The following is a 20,276-nucleotide window of genomic DNA, read 5'->3' as shown; positions in this document are numbered from 1 at the left end:
ACCCACCCTACATTATGTTAATAAAGAAAAATAAAAAAGGAGTTTTTCTTATGAAAAATTGGAAAAAATATGCTTTAGCTTCTGCTAGCGTTCTCGCACTTGGAGCAACTCTTGCTGCTTGTGGTAACTTGACAGGTGATAACCAAAAATCATCTAAGAGTGAAGATGGCAAAACAGTTATCAAAATGTACCAAATCGGTGATAAACCGGATAACTTGGATACCTTGTTAGAAAATGCCAACAAGATCATCGAAGAAAAAGCTGGCGTTAAATTAGACATCCAATACCTTGGTTGGGGTGACTACGACAAGAAGATGAACGTTATCATCTCATCTGGTGAAAGTTACGATATTGCTTTCGCAAACAACTATGTCATCAACGCTCAAAAAGGTGCTTACGCTGACTTGACAGACTTGTACAAGAAAGAAGGAAAAGAGCTCTATGAAGCACTTGACCCAGCTTACATCAAAGGGAATACTGTAAACGGCAAGATCTATGCTGTTCCAGTTGCAGCCAATGTTGCATCTTCACAAAACTTTGCCTTCAACGGACCACTTCTTGAAAAATATGGTATCGACATCTCAAATGTAAAAGACTATGCTTCTCTTGAACCAGTCTTGAAAGCGATCAAAGAAAAAGATCCAAACGTTGTTCCATTCGCAATGAACAAGAGCTACGGTGGACCTTCTGATGACTTCGATTACATTGCAGTAGATGGACTTCCATTCGTTGTCGATTTGCAAGGTGACACAACTAAGATCGTTGACCGTTACACTATTCCACGTTATGTTGAAAACTTGAAGACTCTTCATAAATACTATGAAGCTGGCTACATTCCAAAAGACGTAGCTACAAGCGACACTGGATATGACCTTTCTCAAGATACTTGGTTGGTACGTGAAGAAACAGTAGGACCTGCTGACTACGGTAACAGCTTGCTTACTCGTGTAGCAAACCGTAAGATCGAAATTAAACCATTCACTCAACTTTACAAGAAGAACAACACTACTCAAGTTGCAAACTTTGTCATCTCAAACAACTCTAAGAACAAAGAAAAAGCAATGGAAGTATTGAACCTCTTGAATACAAACCCAGAACTCTTGAACGGTCTTGTTTATGGTCCAGAAGGCAAGAACTGGGAAAAAGTTGAAGGTAAAGAAAACCGTGTGAAAGTTTTGGATGGCTACAACGGAAATACTCACATGTCTGGATGGAACACTGGTAACAACTGGATTCTTTACATCAACGAAAACGTAACGGATGAGCAAATTGCACAATCTAAGAAAGACTTGGAAACTGCAAAAGAATCTCCAGCACTTGGATTCATCTTCAATACTGAAAACGTGAAATCAGAAATCACTGCCCTTACTAACACTTTGAACCAATTCACAAGTGCCATCAATACAGGTACAGTAGATCCTGAAGTTGAAATTCCTAAGATGCTTGAAAAATTGAAATCAGAAGGTGCCTACCAAAAAGTATTGGATGAAATCCAAAAACAATACGATGAGTACCTTGCAGCTAAGAAATAAGCTAACATTACTTGCTTAAGTCTATCAAAAGACTTTGAGGTCTTCGCACTTCAAAGTCTTTTCTGTTGATGATTTTGAAATCGAAACCATCAGGGGAAATGTGCTATAATATAGGGTATAATCATCAGTTGTACTAGGGAAACTATACTAAGTCGTAAGCTCCCCTCTACAGCAAATGAACATGGAGACAAATTATGGGAAGAATGATTGAATTAATTTTTACAAGGGTCTACTTAGCCATGTTGGCAACAGGGATCTTTTGGGCTTTAACCTTCTGTGGAGGGATCCTGTTTGGGTTTGGGCCAGCTAGTGCAACGATTATGAGTCTATATGCCGAACATGGATCTGATTACAAGCAATATGGTTGGTCTGAGGCTTGGGCGCTCTATAAAGAAAATTTCCGTAGAGCCAACCAGGTTTTCTATACATTTTTTTCAATCGAAGCCATTCTTATTTATGGCATGTATCTGATGGTTCAATTGCCCCACTTGTCCCTGTTTCAGATTTTTATCTTATTGGTCAATTTGATTTTCTTATTGGTGGCTCCCCTGACTTTTGCAGTCTATCTCAAGCTTCAAGTCCATTTTGACTTGTCCTATCTCAACAGCTTGAAGTTGAGTTTCATTGGTGCTTTTCTTGATATTCGTGCAGTAACCAAATTTCTCTTAGGAACCTTCCTCCTAGGGGTTGTCACCCATTTCGTTCCGGCTTTGTTTTTCTTTGTTTTACTGGGCTTGTGGCATTTCTTTGTCAATGATATTTTTCAACCCGTCTATGAAACAATTCGCTCTAAAGTGGTTTCTTAATTATGAAAAAAATATGGTTAGCGACTCTTTTGAAGTTCTATGCCTATATCATGGTGGGGATCATCACGACTTTAGGTGTGACGGTATCTTTGGTCTATTGGCATAATCAACGGGCAGAGACGGATCGAATCGCTCAGTTGATTTCCTCGCGCTTGACTGCTGAGGTAGAGGATATTTATAAGAGATCTTCTCAATGGGGGAAGAGTCTGGTAGAGAATCCTGCTAAGCTTGAAGGAGTTTACAAGTACTTTTCAATGTCGCCTTCTGAATACGAAAGTTGGCGACTGGACAATTATTTTTCCAACTACATTCAAGTCTCCCTGCACCGCAATGTTGAGACTCTTTACTTGGAACACGATGCACTCGACCAAATCGATTTGGTGTTAAACGATTATACAACGGTCTTTGTCTCCAGTAAAAATAAAAAAGGAGGGCAACAAGTTCCAGCGGATCGGTATAAGGCTAGCTCGCAAGCCATCCCAGTCTCCTTGACAGATGTGACGACTGGCCAGGATATTGGACTGGCTTACATTAAAATTAATCCAGCGCTATTGGATTCTGTCGTCGACAATATTCAAGACACTATTCCAGTTGCTGTCCAAATCTATAATCCCTTGGGCAAGGTTTTTTACCACAGAGGGGATATCAACCCTAAAGATCATAGCCAGTGGATTGTGCGAGATACGGCTTACGGCTATCAAATCTGGGTTGGAATTCCGACTTCTTACACGGTTCGAACGGCCTTATTTAGTTTTACCTGGATGATTTCGGTCGCCCTAATCCTGGTCTTGATCTTGTATCTCTTGCTGCAACGTATTTTCCGCAATTACCAAAAGCAAGTGTTGGATTTGGTAGATACCATGGAAGCCATCAGCCAGGGGGATTCTGAGCGACGGATCAATGTGGATACCAAAGAGCAGGAGCTCCTCTTAGTTGCGGAAATGACCAATACCATGTTGGACAATATGGACAAGTCGATCCGGGATATTTATCAGCTACAACTGAGTCAAAAAGATGCCAACATGAAGGCCTTGCAAGCGCAGATTAATCCGCATTTCATGTATAATACCATGGAGTTTATTCGCATGTATGCAGTCATGCAGGATCAAGAAGAATTAGCCGATATTATTTACGAATTTAGTAGTCTCCTTCGAAACAATATTTCAGAGGAGAAGGAGACGACCATCGAAAATGAGTTAGAATTTTGTAGAAAATACAGCTATCTCTGTATGGTACGTTATCCAAAATCGATTGCCTATGGCTTTAAAATTGAACCCGGTCTAGAAGAGATGATTATTCCCAAGTTTACTCTTCAGCCTCTAGTGGAAAATTACTTTGTTCATGGAGTTGATCACAAGCGCAAGGACAATGTCATTAGTATCAAAGTCCGTCGTGTTGGAGAAGCGGTGGAAATTCGAGTCCAGGACAATGGGAGAGGAATGGAACCGAGCCAGTTGCAACGGATCCAACAAATATTGAGTCATAGGGATCCTCGAGAAGAAGTAGAAGAGAGTAAGGGACGGCAATCCATTGGGATTGTCAATGTCCACGAGCGTTTCCTTCTCTATTTTGGGGATCGTTACCACATTCAAATTACATCAGAAAAAGGAAAAGGTGTCCTCTATACGATTACCATCGAGGATGCTTAAGAGGAAAAAATCGTGTATAAAGTCTTATTGGTTGACGACGAATATATGATTACGGAGGGGCTGAAAAAACTGATTCCCTTTGAAAAATGGGACATGGAAGTTGTTTACACAGCAGAGGATGCAGATCAGGCCTTGGCCTATGTTGCGGATTATCCAGTGGATATCGTGATTACGGATGTCAATATGCCAGGGAAAACTGGTCTGGAAATGATTGATCAAATGCAGTCCATTCTTCCCCATGCAGCCTATATAATTATGTCGGGCTACCAAGATTTTGCTTATGTAAAAAAAGCCTTAAACCTCCAGGTAGCCGACTACCTGTTAAAGCCTGTCAATAAGGTGGAGCTGGGGAATATCCTAGAAAAGTTATCTCAAACTCTAAAAAAACCAGATCAAGCGACGGCCAATCGGCTCCTTCATGAAGATTGGTCAGAAGAAGAGTTTGAGCAAGCCATTCGAGGGAGAAAACAACTCTGGATTGGAGTGGATAAGGAAAGGAAAGGATTTGCCAGTTCGTCTTATCAGGTCTTAGGGAAGAATCTCCAACTTTATCTTTCAGATGAGGATGAGGGAGCTTTCCTACAGCGCCGTTTCCAAGCACCTTACAAAGAACATTTTCAACAATTTAAAGAGCTTGTTGAACGAAGTCTGTTTTATGGGGATCTCCCTTTGGAGGAAGAAGATGGTGTCTTTAATTACTACGAACCTATCTACCGTGTCATCATCCAGGGAAATATCCAACAGATTTTAGAGGAGTTGAACTGGTTGGAAGAAACCGTGAGAAGCCATACCCCAAAAGTGGCGATAGCCAAGCAACTCTTTATTCAGTTCATTATGGATGTCTTTCATTTGTTTGAACACCTGCAGGGAGATAACCTGACAGAAGTTGTGAAAGCTGTTCATGAGACAACGACTTTCGAGGATCTTGTTACCTGCGTTCGGAATCAATTAGAGACCTTCTTCTCTCAATATCGGATGAACAATAATGTGGCGACCGTCTTAGAAGTAATTGGGCGCGACTATCGGAAGGAATTGTCACTCAAGGATATCAGCAAAGACCTTTATATCAATCCTGTTTATTTGGGGCAATTGATCAAGCGTGAGACCAATTCCACCTTTGCGGAACTCCTGAATAAACAACGGATCAAAGCAGCTCAACAGTTGCTGTTGTCCACAACGGAAAGTATCGAAGATATTTGCTATGAGGTCGGCTACAGTAATGTCGGTTACTTTTATAAAGTATTCCGCAAGTTGTGTGGCAAGTCTCCCAAAGCCTACCGTCAACAAATCGGCGTAGAGGAAAGTGACTAATCTGAAAACACGAAAAATACCCTCCATTTTTAATCAATGGAGGGTATTTTTAAATGCTTCTTCCGATTAAAATCGTAGCAGAAATGGTGACCTGAGTCAGATCGGTCCAGTCAATCTGAGCTGGATCGACGTGAAAGAGGAGAGGCGTCATGCTCAGAAGAGCCTCTCGCAATGCTGGTGTGAGTTCGAAGGTTTCCTGGCAATGGATGGTGTTTTCAATCGTAAAATGATCAGAGAAATGTTGAATAATCTGCTCATTGGAATAATCGGCCTGATCCAGGTGCTCCTTCACCTTCTGACGGATCTCTTGCAGATGGGCGGCAGTTGGGATGACCTTGATAAGGCGACCGTCTGGTGCCAGGACCCGTTTAAACTCTTGATAATTTGCTGGCGAAAAGATATCTAGGAGAAGGTTCATGCTCTGGTCTAAAAGAGGGAGACGGGCTAGATCTCCGACAAACCACTTGACCTTCCATTCCTGGTCGCTTTTGGCAGCCAGTTGGATTGATTCCTTAGATAAATCAAAGGCGTAAAAGGAATGGTCTGGATAGCGCTCTTGTAAGCTACGAGAATAGTAACCTTCCCCGCAACCAATATCTAGAATGTTGGCTGGATGGTCCAGTGGAGACAAACATTTTGACAGGCTAGTGAGGATGTGGTCGTAGAGACCGTTCTCTAGGACGAGTTGCCGGTTTTGAAAATTTTCCTTATCATAGTCCTTAGAAGCCTTCACTTGTAGGGCTAAGTTCACATAGCCAAACTTAGCCAAGTCAAAGGAGTGGCGGTTGGTACAGACCAAGCTTTGTTGGATCAGGTCGAGGGCTTCTTGACAGATGGGACAGGCAAAAGCTGTTGCAGTCTGAAATCGTTGTAATTTTGGTTTGATCGTCATGATACATCTAGTGTACCAAAAAACCTCTGAAAGTTATAGCTTCAGAGGTCTTCTTTTTAATAAGTCAAAACAAAGTATTTTTTCTTACCGCGACGGATAACGGTCAATTCATTCTCTAATTTATCGCTATCGCCCAAGACATAGTCAAGGTCTTGGATGCGGTCGCCGTTGACGTAGATAGCCCCATTTTGAACATCTTCACGAGCTTGGCGTTTGGAATTCACCACGCCAGAAGATACGAGCAATTCTACGATGTTGTGGTTTTCGTCAGCTTGTACTTGGTAGTTTGGCACACCACGAAGTCCTTGTTTGAGTTCTTTGACAGAAAGGTTTTTGATGTTTCCTGCAAAGAGTTGCTCCGTGATGTTGAGGGCTTCTTTGTAAGCTTCTTCACCGTGGACAAGGGTAACCACTTCACGCGCCAAGACTTTTTGAGCCAAGCGTTCGTGTGGCGCAGCTTCAAACTGTTTGCGGATCTCTTCAATCTCATCAAGAGACAAGAAGGTAAAGATTTTCAAGAAGCGAACAGCGTCAGCGTCCATGACATTCATCCAGAATTGGTACATTTCGTATGGAGAAGTCTTTTCAGGGTTGAGCCAAACCGCATTCCCTTCAGATTTACCAAATTTCTTACCAGTCGCATCTGTAATGAGGGGAACAGTGATGACGTGACCGGTCTTATCCGCCTTCCGACGAAGCAACTCTGTACCAGCTGTCATATTTCCCCACTGGTCAGAACCACCGATTTGCAAAGTGACATTGTGTTCTTGGTTCAGAACAAAGAAGTCATAGCCTTGCATGATTTGGTAGGCAAATTCAGTGTAAGAAATCCCTGTTTCAATCCGCTTTTTCACAGATTCCTTGCTCATCATGTAGTTGACAGTAAAGTATTTTCCGATGTCGCGAAGGAAGTCAATGAAGCTGATGCTGCCAAACCAGTCGTAGTTATTGACCATGACAGCCTTATTTTCCCCATTTTCAAAATCTAAGAAACGAGACAATTGCCCTTGGATAGAAGTGACCCAACCGTCTACAGTCTCCTTAGTTTGTAAACTGCGCTCGGCATCTTTGAAAGAAGGGTCTCCAATGAGTCCGGTCGCACCACCGACAAGCGCATAAGGTTTGTGGCCTGCCAATTGTAAGCGACGACTGGTCAAGATTGCAACAAGGTGCCCAAGGTGCAAACTATCAGCAGTTGGATCGTAGCCAGTATAATACGATACTTGTCCTTCTTCTAGGGCTTTACGCAAAGCATCTTCGTCAGTCGTTTGGAAAATCAAACCACGTTCTTTTAGCTCATCAAAAATGTGCATCGTTCTCTCCTTTTCTAAGCTACTGGCCGGATCGATGAAAACAGCCCAGTATCTGTATGGTTTCTCTCTATTTTACCATAATGACTTGAAATAGCAATGAATGGACGAAAAAAATCCAATCGGAAGCAGTGTTCGCAACTTTAGGAATTGAAAAGAAAGAGGTCCATTTGGTATAATAGGAAGGACAAGGAGAAATAGAGTGAGTCAAATGAGAGAATTTTTTACAAAGTGCGGGAAGAAAATAAAAGACTTCTTTGCCAAGATGACTGTTGAAGTCGATGAGAAAGAAGACAAGGAGGGCTGGTCACTAGGAGATTTCGTGGCAACGATTCTCCGGACCATGAAACTCCTTTGGGATGTGCTATTGGTGTTTGCTTTAGGTGGTCTCTTGTTTGGTGCAGGGATTGCGATTGGTTATGCAGCCAGCCTCTTTAATGAGACAGAGACACCGGATCCGACCCAATTGGTTCAACAAGTGCGAAATATTTCGAGTGTTTCAAAGATTTCCTACTCAGATGGAAGCATCATTTCTGATATTGACAGTGACTTGATTCGGATTCCTGTCCAAAAGGATGCGATTTCGGACAATGTCAAAAAGGCTGTTATTGCAACTGAGGACGAAAATTTTAATAGCCATAACGGGGTTGTTCCGAAAGCGGTAATCCGGGCTACCTTGGGTTCAGTTGCTGGAGTAGGGTCCTCTAGTGGTGGTTCGACTCTGACCCAACAGTTGATCAAACAACAAGTTGTGGGAGATGCACCGACCTTCTCACGGAAGGCCGCTGAGATTATCGATGCCCTTGCTCTGGAACGGGTAATGGATAAGGACGAAATTTTAACGACCTACCTCAATGTCTCTCCATTTGGTCGAAACAACCGGGGACAAAATATCGCAGGAGTGGAAGCTGCAGCTCAAGGGATTTTTGGTGTTTCTGCCAAAGACTTGACTGTTCCACAGGCAGCCTTCATTGCTGGTTTGCCACAGAGTCCAATTGTCTACTCACCTTACGCTTCTGATGGCAGCCTCAAGACCCCAGAAAATCAAGCTTTAGGCTTGGATCGTGCCAAGGATGTCTTGTACAACATGTATCGGACAGGGGCTATCAGCAAGGAAGAGTACGACCAGTATAGTCAATATGATTTGAGCAAGGATTTCCTTCCGTCAAATGGCATCGAGAAGACGCCGCACGACTACTTGTATTTCCAAGCCGTTAGTGAAGCGGAAGATGCCATGTATGAGTATCTAATCAAGAGAGACAACGTCTCTAGCCAAGACCTAAAAAACAATTCGACTGTTAAATCTTATCAAGAGTTGGCGAAGAAGGAATTGAGAGAGGGTGGCTATACGGTCCAGACCACTATCAACAAAGCTATCTACAATGCCATGCAAGAAGCAGTTGCCAATTATGGCGGTATCTTGGACGATGGGACGGGTACGGTAGAAGTCGGGAATGTCCTCATGGACAACCGAACAGGAGCGATTCTTGGCTTTGTTGGGGGACGGAATTTTGACGGGAATCAGAATAACCACGCTTTTGATACAGAGCGTTCTCCAGGATCTACCATTAAACCCTTGCTGGCTTATGGAATTGCCATTGACCAAGGCTTGATGGGAAGCAATAGTATCGTTTCCAATTACCCAACTAACTTTTCTAGTGGAGAGCCAATTATGCACGTGGATAACCGAGGAACTGGTATGATGGACCTCCGAGAGGCCCTCAATACCTCATGGAATATCCCGGCTTATTGGACCTATCGTACTCTCCGTGAAAAGGGTGTCGATGTCCCTGGCTATATGGAAAAAATGGGCTATGATATCGCTGAGTACGGCATTGAAAGTTTGCCAATGGGAGGCGGGATCGAAGTAAGCGTCGCCCAACATACAAACGGTTATCAAACCATTGCCAATAATGGGAATTACCAAAAACGCTACATGATTGAAAAAATCATGGATCAAAACGGAAAAGTTGTCTACCAGCACGAAAGCAAACCAACTCGAGTCTATTCAGCAGCAACTGCGACTATCATGCAGGACCTGTTAAGAGGTGTCATTAGCTCTGGTGCGACAACGACCTTCAAGAGCCGAATCAGTCAGGTCAACCCAACCCTTGCTAATGCCGATTGGATCGGGAAAACCGGAACTACCAATGAGAATGGAGATATGTGGCTCATGCTGTCTACTCCAAATCTCACCTTAGGTGGCTGGATTGGACACGATAACAATGCTTCTATGGCTCCGTTGACAGGTTACAACAACAACGCAAGTTACATGGCCTATTTAGCCAATGCTATCTATCAAGCAGATCCAAATGCTTGGGGCGTTCAAGATCGCTTCACCCTAGATAGCAGTGTCATTTCATCGACTGTTCTCAAATCGACAGGACAACGACCTGGTCGTGTCAATGTCAATGGTCGTGATATCGACGTGTCGGGTGCGACGGTTACCAGCTATTGGGCTAAAAATGGTGCTCCACAAACGACCTACCGCTTTGCGATTGGTGGATCAGACAGTGATTATGCTAGCGCTTGGGCTGGAATCTTAGGTGGTTCAGCTAATCCTTCCAATGGAAATCGCAATACCAACCGAACAAACAATTCGAGCACGCCAAGTAGTTCATCATCGAGTGGACAAAACCGGTAAAAATTATCAGGGACAATACCATAAAATCGTTTTCATGTCTAGAGAAAAACTTGTGTTTTTTGTGAAAATACGATATAATAAGGACAAGTAATTTGTCGTGCGCTTTATTTGAAATATTGTCCAAATAGAAGCTTACAGCAGTTAAATCAAACTTTATAAAAGTCGATTTAGCTGCTCTTTTTGTGCCTATTTTTAGAAAAAACCGAGTTTGTCACACAAACTTAATCTTTCTAAAAATTCCAAAAAGGATGAATGATACGGAGGAGTTTTCTTCTCACGTGATGTAGATCACACCCCCTTCATAACGTCGTTTCGATTGGATCAGAACTATTCTGATGTGGTCAGAAGCGATCTAGAAACCGGATCTTCAGAGAGGGGCTTCCCCTAGCTGGTATCCTAGTATAGAAAAGGAGTTAAAACTTTGGCAGGACATGACGTTCAATACGGGAAACATCGGACCCGTCGTAGTTTTTCAAGAATCAAAGAAGTTCTTGATTTACCAAATTTGATTGAAATCCAAACGGATTCATTTAAAGATTTTCTGGATCATGGTTTGAAAGAAGTTTTCGAAGATGTATTGCCAATTTCGAACTTCACAGACACAATGGAGTTGGAATTCGTCGGCTATGAAATCAGAGAACCAAAGTATACCTTGGAAGAAGCACGTATCCATGATGCGAGCTATTCTGCCCCAATCTTTGTAACCTTCCGCTTGGTCAACAAGGAAACAGGCGAAATCAAAACTCAAGAAGTCTTCTTTGGTGATTTCCCAATCATGACCGAGATGGGAACCTTTATCATCAATGGTGGAGAGCGGATCATCGTATCTCAGCTCGTACGTTCACCAGGTGTCTACTTCAATGATAAGGTGGACAAGAACGGTAAGGTTGGCTATGGATCAACGGTTATTCCGAACCGTGGAGCTTGGCTAGAGCTTGAAACAGACTCAAAAGATATTGCTTATACTCGTATCGACCGTACGCGTAAGATTCCATTTACGACATTGGTTCGTGCCCTTGGTTTCTCTGGGGATGACGAGATTTTTGATATCTTTGGGGATAGCGAATTGGTTCGCAACACTGTTGAAAAAGATATCCACAAAAACCCAATGGATTCTCGTACAGATGAAGCCCTCAAAGAAATTTATGAGCGTCTTCGTCCAGGTGAGCCAAAAACAGCGGAAAGCTCACGTAGCTTGTTGGTAGCCCGTTTCTTTGATCCACGTCGTTATGACTTGGCCCCAGTTGGTCGCTACAAGATCAACAAGAAACTCAATATCAAGAACCGTTTGTTGAACCAAACGATCGCAGAACCATTGGTAGATGCTGAAACAGGAGAAATCCTTGTAGAAGCTGGTACCGTGATGACACGCGATGTCATCGACAGCATCTCAGAACATTTGGACGGTGATTTGAACAAGATTGTCTACACTCCAAATGATTCAGCAGTATTGACAGAACCAGTCGTTCTTCAAAAATTCAAGGTTGTGGCACCAACGGATCCAGACCGCGTTGTTACCATCATCGGCAATGCGAATCCAGATGATAAGGTTCGTACCATCACCCCAGCCGATATCCTTGCTGAAATGAGCTACTTCCTTAACTTGGCTGAAGGTCTTGGCCGAGTGGATGATATCGACCACCTTGGAAACCGTCGTATCCGTGCCGTTGGTGAATTGCTTGCCAACCAAGTGCGTCTTGGACTTTCACGGATGGAACGTAACGTTCGTGAACGCATGTCTGTTCAAGATAACGAAGTATTAACACCTCAACAAATCATTAACATCCGTCCAGTAACTGCAGCAATCAAAGAATTCTTTGGATCTTCTCAATTGTCCCAGTTCATGGACCAACACAACCCACTTTCTGAGTTGTCCCACAAACGTCGTTTGTCTGCCTTAGGGCCTGGTGGTTTGACACGTGACCGCGCTGGATATGAAGTCCGTGACGTGCACTACACTCACTATGGTCGTATGTGTCCGATCGAAACACCTGAAGGACCAAACATCGGTTTGATCAACAACTTGTCATCCTATGGACACTTGAACAAGTATGGTTTCATCCAAACGCCATACCGTAAAGTAGACCGTGAAAAAGGTGTGGTCACCAACGAAATCGTTTGGTTGACAGCTGATGAAGAAGATGAGTACATCGTAGCCCAGTCCAACTCTAAGTTGAACGAAAAAGGTGGTTTTGCTGAGCCAATCGTTATGGGACGTCACCGTGGTAACAACCAAGAGTTCCCATCTGATCAAGTCGACTACATGGACGTATCTCCAAAACAGGTAGTTGCCGTTGCGACAGCATGTATTCCTTTCTTGGAAAACGATGACTCCAACCGTGCCCTCATGGGTGCCAACATGCAACGTCAGGCTGTGCCATTGATCGATCCAAAAGCGCCTTACGTGGGTACTGGTATGGAATACCAAGCAGCCCATGACTCAGGAGCTGCAGTCATTGCGCAACATGATGGGAAGGTTACTTATGCCGATGCTGACAAGGTAGAAGTTCGTCGGGAAGATGGATCTCTTGATGTTTACCATATCCAAAAATTCCGTCGTTCAAACTCAGGTACGGCTTACAACCAACGTACCCTTGTAAAAGTTGGCGATGTCGTTGAAAAAGGCGACTTTATCGCAGACGGTCCATCGATGGAAAAAGGGGAAATGGCCCTTGGTCAAAACCCAATCGTTGCCTACATGACATGGGAAGGTTACAACTTCGAGGATGCCGTTATCATGAGCGAACGCTTGGTGAAAGAAGATGTCTACACATCTGTTCACTTGGAAGAATTCGAATCAGAAACGCGCGACACTAAGTTAGGCCCTGAAGAAATCACTCGTGAAATTCCAAACGTTGGGGAAGATGCTCTCAGAAACCTTGACGAAATGGGTATTATCCGTATCGGTGCGGAAGTAAAAGAAGGCGATATCTTAGTTGGGAAGGTGACACCGAAGGGTGAAAAAGATCTTTCTGCTGAAGAACGTCTCCTCCACGCGATTTTTGGAGATAAATCTCGTGAAGTGCGTGATACTTCTCTTCGTGTACCTCACGGTGGAGATGGTGTCGTTCGTGATGTCAAGATCTTTACGCGTGCAAACGGAGATGAATTGCAATCTGGTGTCAACATGTTGGTTCGTGTTTACATCGCACAAAAACGCAAGATCCGCGTCGGAGATAAGATGGCCGGTCGTCACGGAAACAAAGGGGTTGTATCCCGTATTGTTCCTGTTGAAGACATGCCTTACCTTCCAGATGGTACACCAGTTGATATCATGTTGAACCCACTTGGGGTGCCATCACGTATGAATATCGGTCAGGTTATGGAACTTCACCTTGGTATGGCGGCTCGTAACTTGGGTATCCACATCGCAACACCAGTCTTTGACGGAGCAAGCTCAGAAGACCTCTGGGATACCGTTCGTGAAGCTGGTATGGATAGCGATGCCAAGACCATTCTTTACGATGGTCGTACAGGTGAGCCATTTGACAACCGTGTTTCTGTCGGTGTCATGTACATGATCAAGCTTCACCACATGGTTGATGATAAACTCCACGCTCGTTCTGTCGGACCATACTCAATGGTTACCCAACAACCACTCGGAGGTAAAGCTCAGTTTGGTGGACAACGTTTCGGGGAAATGGAAGTTTGGGCCCTTGAGGCTTATGGTGCGTCTAATGTCCTTCAAGAAATCTTGACCTACAAGTCAGACGATGTCAACGGACGTTTGAAAGCTTATGAAGCGATTACCAAAGGAAAACCAATTCCAAAACCAGGTGTACCAGAGTCCTTCCGAGTACTCGTGAAAGAATTGCAATCACTTGGATTGGATATGCGTGTCCTAGATGAAGATGACAAAGAAGTTGAACTTCGCGATCTTGATGAAGGGGAAGACGACGATGTCATCCACGTAGATGATCTAGAAAAAGCACGTGAAAAAGCAGCCAAGGAAGCTCGCGCGGCTTTTGAAGCTGAAGGGAAAGAAGAATAATTTAACATGTAGTTCAAGAGGATGGAAAACCTGAGAAGGTTCTCTATCCCAAGCTTTCGGCTTGAAGGTGTGAAGGAAGTTCCTTCTCTCCTTCGCCAAAAAGCAGAAGAACATACAATCGATAATGAACATAAAGAAAGGTAAGAAATAGTGGTTGATGTAAATCGTTTTAAAAGTATGCAAATCACCCTAGCTTCTCCAAGCAAGGTCCGTTCATGGTCTTATGGAGAGGTCAAGAAACCTGAAACAATCAACTACCGTACATTGAAACCAGAACGTGAAGGTCTCTTTGATGAAGTCATCTTTGGACCGACAAAAGATTGGGAATGTGCGTGTGGAAAATACAAACGGATCCGTTACAAAGGGATCGTTTGTGACCGCTGTGGTGTGGAAGTAACACGTGCCAAGGTTCGTCGTGAACGCATGGGACACATTGAATTGAAAGCACCTGTGTCACACATCTGGTACTTTAAAGGCATCCCTTCTCGTATGGGGTTGACCTTGGACATGAGTCCTCGTGCCCTTGAAGAAGTCATCTACTTCGCAGCTTATGTGGTGATCGATCCAAAAGATACACCGCTTGAGCACAAGTCTATCATGACAGAACGTGAATACCGTGAACGCTTGCGTGAATACGGACCAGGTTCCTTTGTCGCTAAGATGGGGGCAGAAGCGATCCAAGACCTCTTGAAACAAGTGGATTTGGAAGCTGAAATTGCTGTCTTGAAAGAAGAATTGAAGACTGCAACTGGTCAAAAACGTGTGAAGGCTGTTCGCCGTTTGGATGTCTTGGATGCCTTCTACAAATCTGGCAACAAGCCAGAATGGATGGTTCTCAACATCCTTCCCGTGATTCCACCAGATCTTCGTCCGATGGTCCAATTGGATGGTGGCCGTTTTGCTGCCTCTGACTTGAATGACCTTTACCGTCGTGTGATCAACCGGAACAACCGTTTGGCACGTTTGCTTGAGTTGAATGCCCCTGGTATCATCGTGCAAAACGAAAAACGGATGCTCCAAGAAGCCGTTGATGCTTTGATCGACAACGGTCGTCGTGGTCGTCCGATCACAGGACCAGGTAGCCGTCCGCTTAAATCATTGAGCCACATGCTTAAAGGGAAACAAGGACGCTTCCGTCAAAACTTGCTCGGTAAACGTGTTGACTTCTCAGGACGTTCCGTTATCGCCGTTGGTCCGACTCTTAAGATGTACCAATGTGGTGTGCCACGTGAAATGGCCATCGAGCTCTTTAAACCATTCGTGATGCGTGAAATCGTAGCGCGTGATATCGTGCAAAACGTGAAAGCCGCTAAACGCTTGGTGGAACGTGGAGATGAACGTATCTGGGATATCCTCGAAGAAGTTATCAAAGAACACCCAGTACTTTTGAACCGCGCACCTACCCTTCACCGTTTGGGTATCCAAGCCTTTGAACCTGTCTTGATTGACGGGAAAGCCCTTCGCTTGCACCCACTTGTCTGTGAAGCCTACAATGCCGACTTTGACGGTGACCAAATGGCCATTCACGTACCGCTTTCAGAAGAAGCCCAAGCAGAAGCTCGTATCTTGATGCTGGCTGCTGAGCATATCTTGAACCCTAAAGATGGTAAACCGGTTGTTACTCCATCACAGGATATGGTTTTGGGGAACTACTACCTCACTATGGAAGAAGCTGGTCGTGAAGGTGAAGGCATGGTCTTCAAAGACCGTGATGAAGCGGTTATGGCCCTTCGCAATGGCTATGTTCACTTGCATACTCGCGTCGGAATTGCGACCGATAGCTTGAACAAGCCATGGACAGAAGCGCAACAACACAAGATTCTCTTGACAACTGTTGGTAAGATCCTCTTTAACGATATCATGCCTGCAGAACTTCCATATCTCCAAGAGCCAAATAATGCCAACTTGACAGAAGGCGTTCCAGCTAAGTACTTCTTGGAACCTGGTCAAGATGTCAAAGCAGCGATTGAGAAATTGGAATTAAACGTTCCATTCAAGAAGAAAAACCTTGGAAATATCATCGCGGAAATCTTCAAGCGCTTCCGTACAACAGAAACATCTGCTTTCTTGGACCGTTTGAAAGACTTAGGTTACCACCACTCAACCCTTGCTGGTTTGACAGTGGGGATTGCCGATATTCCAGTTGTTGAAGACAAGGCTGAAATCATTGAAGAATCTCACAAACGTGTAGAACAAATCACCAAACAGTTCCGTAAAGGGATGATTACAGATGATGAGCGCTACAATGCGGTTACAGCTGAATGGCGTGCAGCCCGTGAGAAATTGGAAAAACGTCTGATTGATAACCAAGATCCGAAGAACCCAATCGTTATGATGATGGACTCTGGAGCCCGTGGTAACATCTCAAACTTCTCACAGCTTGCCGGTATGCGTGGTTTGATGGCCGCTCCAAACGGACGGATCATGGAATTGCCGATCCTTTCAAACTTCCGTGAAGGTTTGAGCGTTTTGGAAATGTTCTTCTCTACTCACGGTGCGCGTAAAGGGATGACCGATACGGCCCTTAAGACAGCCGACTCAGGTTACTTGACTCGTCGTTTGGTTGACGTTGCCCAAGACGTGATCATTCGTGAAGATGACTGTGGAACTGACCGTGGACTTCTGATTACCTCTATTACAGATGGTAAAGAAATGATTGAACCATTGGAAGAACGTTTGACAGGTCGTTATACCAAGAAAACTGTTAAACATCCTGAAACAGGAGAAGTCATCGTTGGTCCAGATACCTTGATTACAGAAGATATCGCTCGCGACATCGTCAATGCAGGTGTTGAAGCAGTGACCATCCGTTCTGTCTTCACATGTAACACTCGTCATGGTGTCTGCCGTCACTGTTATGGTATCAACTTGGCGACTGGTGATGCGGTTGAAGTTGGTGAAGCAGTCGGAACCATCGCTGCCCAATCTATCGGGGAACCTGGTACACAGTTGACCATGCGTACCTTCCACACGGGTGGGGTTGCCTCAAATACCGATATCACGCAAGGTCTTCCTCGTGTCCAAGAAATCTTTGAAGCTCGCAATCCGAAAGGGGAAGCGGTCATCACTGAAGTCAAGGGGGAAGTCACAGCCATTGAAGAAGATGCTTCGACACGGACCAAGAAAGTCTTTGTACGTGGTGCGACTGGAGAGGGAGAATACGTTGTCCCTTACACAGCCCGCATGAAAGTCGAAGTGGGAGATCAAGTCTCTCGTGGTGCGGCTCTTACAGAAGGGTCTATCCAACCAAAACGTCTCCTTGCTGTTCGTGATGTCTTGTCTGTTGAAACTTACCTCCTTGCGGAAGTACAAAAAGTATACCGTAGCCAAGGGGTAGAAATCGGCGACAAACACATCGAGGTAATGGTGCGTCAAATGATCCGTAAGGTTCGTGTTATGGATCCGGGAGATACAGACCTTCTCATGGGTACTCTTATGGATATCACAGACTTTACAGATGCCAACCGTGATGTGGTTATTTCTGGTGGGGTTCCTGCGACGGCTCGTCCTGTCCTTATGGGAATCACCAAAGCCTCTCTTGAAACCAATAGTTTCTTGTCAGCGGCTTCCTTCCAGGAAACAACTCGTGTCCTCACTGACGCAGCGATTCGTGGTAAGAAAGACCATCTCCTTGGACTTAAGGAAAATGTTATCATTGGTAAGATTATTCCTGCTGGTACAGGTATGGCTCGTTACCGTAACTTGGAACCACAAGCAGTCAATGAAGTCGAAATTATCGAAGAAGTTCCTGTTACAGAAGAAGCAACTGAAATGGTTGAAGCAACTGTAGTGGAAGAAAATTAATCCTAAAAGAAGCTTTACTGATCTTCAGTAAGGCTTCTTTTTATGCCTAAAAATGAATAGAAAGACACTGTTTTCTCCTATAATATCAGATTAAAAATATGCATAAAGATAAATATATATTTGATAAGATGCATATTATACGATTTTAAAACAAGCTTTAGAAACATTTGGATGTTAAAATAAATATGGTATAAAAACCAGTCATTTCAAGGGTTTTAAGGATGTAAGATACACAAATATTACACATAAATTACAGATTATTAAAATTCCATTAAATGTATTACGAAAGTATTGAGATAGTTTGACTTTTGAAGCTATTGGCGGTAGAATGGATGGGAAATATGTTGTTGATTTTGTTAATAAAATCACAAGGTAAAAAGGTGAGATGATGAAAAAGATTAAAGTGATGGTTGTTTTTGGAACGCGCCCAGAAGCTATTAAAATGGCTCCCCTGGTTTTAGAGCTCCAAGAGCAAAGTGAGACCATTGAAACGATCACAGTGGTAACTGCACAGCATCGTCAAATGCTGGATCAAGTGCTAGAAACCTTCCGTATTCAACCGGATTACGATCTAGACATCATGGGGAAAAACCAATCTCTTTTAGATATCACGGCTAGAATCCTTGAAAAATTTGATCCAGTCGTGAAAGAAGTGCAACCGGATATGATTTTGGTCCATGGGGACACAACGACGACTTTTGCGGCTAGTCTCTTGTTGCCTTCTATAACCAAGTCCGTATCGGTCACGTAGAGGCGGGTCTCAGAACCTTCGATAAGTATTCGCCTTTCCCTGAGGAAATGAACCGTCAAATGACAGATAACTTGGCGGATCTCTATTTTGCCCCAACCAGTGAAAGCAAGGCCAATCTTGTCATGGAACATCATCCGGAGTCGTCCATTTTCATTACTGGGAATACGGCGATTGATGCCCTGCGATTAACGGTACAAGAGGATTATCACCACCAGGTCCTTGATCAGCTGGATCCGCAGAAGAAGCTGGTCTTAGTGACCATGCACCGTCGGGAAAACCAAGGCCAGCCGATGCGAGCTGTGTTTGGTGCCTTGAGAGAAATGGTGGATGCCCATCCGGAATTGGAAGTTGTGTATCCAGTCCACCTCAGTCCAGCTGTTCAAGAGGCGGCTAAAGACATTTTAGGAGAGCACAACCGCATTCATTTGATTGCGCCTTTGGACGTCTTTGACTTTCATAACCTCGCTTCGAGAAGTTACTTTATTATGTCTGATTCGGGAGGAGTTCAGGAGGAGGCCCCTTCTTTAGGCAAGCCTGTCTTAGTCCTTCGGGATACGACCGAACGTCCAGAAGGTGTCAAAGCTGGAACCTTAAAATTGGTCGGAACCGATCCTGAGCGGGTCAAGGAAGAAATGACGGCTCTGTTGACGGACCCAGATCTGTATCAAAAGATGGCTTCGGCCCGAAATCCATATGGAGATGGGAAAGCATCTGAGCGGATTGTTCAAGCCATTCAGCACTATTATGGCCTCGTTGACTCGGTATCTGAATTTATGGAGGGAGAGATTTAGGAATGAAAAGAAGGAATCATTTAGGGGACTGGATGCTTATTTTGGTCGGCTTTGAATTGGCTGTCCTGTTATACTGTCTATTCTTTGTACGCGAGATTATTATAGAGGAAGTTCTTTTTCTCGTGTTAGCCTTGTTTGCCTCTCTTGTCTTATCCAATTTGCTTCTGACTTGGACGATTTTAATTTCAGTCGGTTTAGGAATTGTCTTTCTGGTGGCAGGAGTTGTGTATATCCCTGCAAACCAAGCACTGTTATTGCTTTTCTCTTTCCCTATTCTGATTGGAATACTATCAAAAATTCGCTACTATTTATTTAAAGAAGTTGCCAAGGTTCAAAACCAAGAAGAGGACGCTGAAGTTGCCTACCGTGGTTTGCTGGAACACTCAGGTATTCAAAAGGAACAGAAATTACAAGCTCTCTTGATTCATTGGTCTCATGAGGAACTTTTCTATCAAATTCATCCTCGTGAGTACAATCGGACGCTGAACCAAATTCATTATCTGATTGGCCACCATTTGATACAAGATGAGAGACTTTATTATGTTTCAGACGGCAATTTCCTAGTACTTACGAATAGTCAGCAACGAAATTTGCAAGAATATTATCAGTTGTATTTAAAAAATCAATTAGAATCTCTGGTCTTTAAGGGAGAAGACGGTAATCAAGCTATTCAATTCCAAAAAGGATACTTGGTGGTGGATTCGACCAATCGGACGAAATTCCATAGCTACCAGGAAGCTATTAGTAACTTGAAACGTCAACTTGAAACGGATATTATTGTGGAATATTAGGAGG

The 20,276-nt window shown here is 43.8% G+C and carries 10 protein-coding genes and 1 pseudogene; 9 read left to right on the top strand and 2 right to left on the bottom strand.

Annotated elements, in window-relative coordinates; translation table 11 throughout:
* Positions 1-50 precede the first annotated feature (50 nt).
* The 4 genes from LXO72_RS07370 (at position 51) to LXO72_RS07355 (ending at position 5,298) form a co-directional block, all read left to right on the top strand.
* Positions 51-1,532 carry an ABC transporter substrate-binding protein gene (locus tag LXO72_RS07370; protein ID WP_135783139.1) on the top strand — a complete coding sequence of 494 codons (1,482 nt, stop codon included), beginning with the start codon at positions 51-53 and terminating at the stop codon, positions 1,530-1,532.
* 194 nt (positions 1,533-1,726) lie between these two features.
* A complete protein-coding gene (locus LXO72_RS07365) occupies positions 1,727-2,338 on the top strand; it encodes a YesL family protein (protein WP_223355945.1) in 612 nt (203 codons plus the stop codon).
* 2 nt (positions 2,339-2,340) lie between these two features.
* A complete protein-coding gene (locus LXO72_RS07360) occupies positions 2,341-3,987 on the top strand; it encodes a sensor histidine kinase (protein WP_233331970.1) in 1,647 nt (548 codons plus the stop codon).
* A gap of 12 nt (positions 3,988-3,999) precedes the next feature.
* Positions 4,000-5,298 (top strand): response regulator transcription factor, encoded by a 1,299-nt coding sequence (locus LXO72_RS07355; protein WP_233331969.1) that lies wholly within the window; start codon positions 4,000-4,002, stop codon positions 5,296-5,298.
* Between the two features lie 49 nt (positions 5,299-5,347).
* Here the strand turns inward: LXO72_RS07355 and LXO72_RS07350 are convergent, their stop codons facing one another.
* Together LXO72_RS07350 and tyrS are read right to left on the bottom strand one after the other, a co-directional pair.
* The gene (locus LXO72_RS07350) at positions 5,348-6,190 is read right to left on the bottom strand and encodes a methyltransferase domain-containing protein (RefSeq protein WP_233331968.1); all 843 of its coding nucleotides are present in this window, start codon (positions 6,188-6,190) and stop codon (positions 5,348-5,350) included.
* Between the two features lie 56 nt (positions 6,191-6,246).
* Positions 6,247-7,503, bottom strand: coding sequence for a tyrosine--tRNA ligase (gene tyrS / locus LXO72_RS07345; RefSeq protein WP_233331967.1), 1,257 nt, complete (start codon positions 7,501-7,503; stop codon positions 6,247-6,249).
* 199 nt (positions 7,504-7,702) lie between these two features.
* Here tyrS and pbp1b point away from each other — a divergent pair, with 199 nt between their 5' ends.
* From pbp1b to LXO72_RS07320, 5 genes and pseudogenes are all read left to right on the top strand, one after another.
* Positions 7,703-10,144: a penicillin-binding protein PBP1B gene (pbp1b, locus tag LXO72_RS07340; protein WP_223355949.1), complete on the top strand. Its 2,442-nt coding sequence runs from the start codon at positions 7,703-7,705 to the stop codon at positions 10,142-10,144.
* 421 nt (positions 10,145-10,565) lie between these two features.
* Positions 10,566-14,135: a DNA-directed RNA polymerase subunit beta gene (gene rpoB, locus LXO72_RS07335; protein WP_048717467.1), complete on the top strand. Its 3,570-nt coding sequence runs from the start codon at positions 10,566-10,568 to the stop codon at positions 14,133-14,135.
* 150 nt (positions 14,136-14,285) lie between these two features.
* Entirely contained in the window at positions 14,286-17,939 is a 3,654-nt protein-coding gene (rpoC, locus tag LXO72_RS07330) for a DNA-directed RNA polymerase subunit beta' (RefSeq protein WP_154859104.1), read from the top strand.
* Between the two features lie 388 nt (positions 17,940-18,327).
* Positions 18,328-19,481 (top strand): annotated as a pseudogene (gene wecB, locus LXO72_RS07325) (non-hydrolyzing UDP-N-acetylglucosamine 2-epimerase).
* Positions 19,482-19,483: 2 nt separating this feature from the next.
* Positions 19,484-20,272, top strand: coding sequence for a hypothetical protein (locus tag LXO72_RS07320; RefSeq protein ID WP_233331966.1), 789 nt, complete (start codon positions 19,484-19,486; stop codon positions 20,270-20,272).
* Positions 20,273-20,276: the final 4 nt, after the last annotated feature.

Origin of the sequence: Streptococcus sp. XMC (genome assembly GCF_021341835.1) — a bacterium.
Lineage (GTDB): Bacteria > Bacillota > Bacilli > Lactobacillales > Streptococcaceae > Streptococcus.
This window is presented reverse-complemented; position numbering and strand designations above follow the sequence as displayed.